We start from the raw sequence: 2143 nt of genomic DNA, 5'->3' as shown, positions 1-2143 counted from the left end.
TAGCAAATGCATTAGTATTTTTAGGATTCGAAATGATGGCGCCCACATTGCCACTCTATATCTCCAGTATCGGAGGCGAGGCAACGCAGATTGGCCTCGTGACAGGAATTTTTGTGATTTCGGCCATTTTGATCCGGCCCTTCACAGGCGTCATGGCAATGAAAATGGACAAGAAATATTTATTGGTGATAGGCGTAGCGATTGGGGCACTTGCAACGGGCAGCTACTATTTAGCGACAGAAGTCTGGGCATTAGTCTTGGTTCGTATTCTCCATGGATTCGGTTTTGGAATTACGACGACCTATTTCACAACCATTGCCGCTGAAAACACTCCCGGAGAACGACTGGGAGAAGGGATCGGATATTTTGGTGTAGGAGAAACGACCATGGTTTCCGTTGGACCGCTAATTGGGGTCATGATTCTGGAAATATGGGATTTCAAGGGACTTTTCTTGAGCGGAATGGCATTTATGCTGTTGGCGTTGCTCGTTACTTTGTTTATATCGCGTAAAACAAATGATTCAAAAGGCTCAGAGAAGAAACCAATACCGGCTATTCAGTTCAAATTAATTGAAAAACGTGTGCTGTTTCAGTCGATGCTTAGTGCCTTGACCGGAATTTCTGCAGGTGGAATCATGTCCTTTATCGCATTATTTGCTGTTGAAAAAGGTCTCGATCAAACGGCTATGTTCTTTACCGTAGTAGCATTAGCAGGACTTGTTGTCCGTATTTTCTCTGGCAGAATCTATGACCATTCAGGACCCATTTATGTGTTAATTCCGTTTGGTTTGGTTGCTTTGGCTGGGCTTGCGCTACTTGTGTTTGTGCAAAATGATGTGCAGTTTTTGATTGCAGCATTCCTTTATGGGCTTGGTTTTGGTGCGATTTTCCCTGCCCTTCAATCTTGGTGCATCAGCCTGGTAGAGGAACATGAGAATGCCGTTGCCTCTTTTTTTAACTTTTTCGATATCGGCATTGGCGTTGGCGCGATGGCGCTTGGTGTACTGGCGGAAGTGTTTGATACCTATGCGGCAGTCTATTATGTTTCCATTGGTGCCTATGCACTATTCCTATTGCTCTGTATTTTTTTCGCCAAAAAACCTCTGGCTTATGTTAAGGAAAGGAGCTTTTAATTTTGAGTAAAGAAAAAATCAAAACAATTGCTACTTCTCATTTTAATGAATTTGGTTATGAAGGCACAAAACTTTCCCAAATTGCAGAAGAAGTAGGCATCCGCAAACAATCACTTGCCTACCATTTCCCCAATAAACGCGTGTTATTTCAAGAAGTTTATAAAGAAGCGGTAGACGACGAAGTACAATTTATTCAGCAGTATTTTCAACAACATGGCGAGGAATTGATTGAGCAGCAGCTGTATCAGTTTTTAACGGAACATAAGGAACGCTTTCTAACGAATCCAAATACAAAACTGATGCTGACCATTTCTTTTCTTGTACCGGATGAGATGCATGAAGATGTTATCCAAAAACCGTATAGATATATAGATGTATTGACTGCTGCATTAGAATCTTGCTTTGCAAAGCAAACATTCCGTATAGGAGCGAAAGAGTGTGCGCTAGCTTTTGTTACATTGTTGGATGGCTTGGACGTTCAATTAGTCTATGAAGATAGCCAAAGGTATGAAAAATTACAAGAAATAGCCTGGGATATCTTCTGGACAGGCATCAGTTTATAAACAATTAAAAAAACACATAATACTGGCAGTACAACCCTACTTGGGTCTGTAGCACCAATATTATGTGTTTTTGAATTCGCTCTGACACTACGCGCCTCGTTGATGTACAGAACAAGCTTATTTTCTCATCGATTTCATAACAATGGAAAGGATGAGGATGAGGATGATGGCTCCTATTAATGCAGGTGCGATGTAGAATCCTCCGATTGCAGGTCCCCAAGCCCCGAATAAAGTTACTCCTAACCATGAACCAACGAAACCTGCAATGATATTCCCAATAATGCCACCGGGAACATCTTTACCCAAAAAAGCTCCAGCGAGTGCGCCTAAAACACCACCGACAATTAAAGACCAAAGAAAGTCCATTTTTTACTCCTCCTTCTTATAAAGAAGCCCGCAGTAACCATGTGTCTATACCTTGCTCGTTACACTGCAATTATATAAGGA

General features: G+C 41.7%; 3 protein-coding genes. 2 read left to right on the top strand and 1 reads right to left on the bottom strand.

All coding sequences use genetic code 11. The features are described 5' to 3' along the window. Positions 1-1133: MFS transporter (locus tag WBV27_RS11245; RefSeq protein ID WP_424202110.1), on the top strand; the 1133-nt coding region annotated here is incomplete at its 5' end. Between the two features lie 2 nt (positions 1134-1135). After that, entirely contained in the window at positions 1136-1696 is a 561-nt protein-coding gene (locus tag WBV27_RS11240; RefSeq protein ID WP_424202108.1) for a TetR/AcrR family transcriptional regulator, read from the top strand. 117 nt (positions 1697-1813) lie between these two features. Here WBV27_RS11240 and WBV27_RS11235 read toward each other — a convergent pair whose 3' ends face one another. After that, a complete protein-coding gene (locus WBV27_RS11235) occupies positions 1814-2062 on the bottom strand; it encodes a GlsB/YeaQ/YmgE family stress response membrane protein (protein ID WP_424202106.1) in 249 nt (82 codons plus the stop codon). Between the last annotated feature and the right edge of the window lie 81 nt (positions 2063-2143).

Origin of the sequence: Trichococcus sp. (genome assembly GCF_049589555.1) — a bacterium.
GTDB lineage: Bacteria > Bacillota > Bacilli > Lactobacillales > Aerococcaceae > Trichococcus.
The sequence above is the reverse complement of the archived record's forward strand: the minus strand, read 5'-3'. Positions and strand labels throughout refer to the sequence as shown.

Excerpts from the sequence above, each read along its gene's own strand:
- WBV27_RS11235 (WP_424202106.1), bottom strand. The coding sequence starts at position 2,062 with ATGGACTTTCTTTGGTCTTTAATTGTCGGTGGTGTTTTAGGCGCACTC.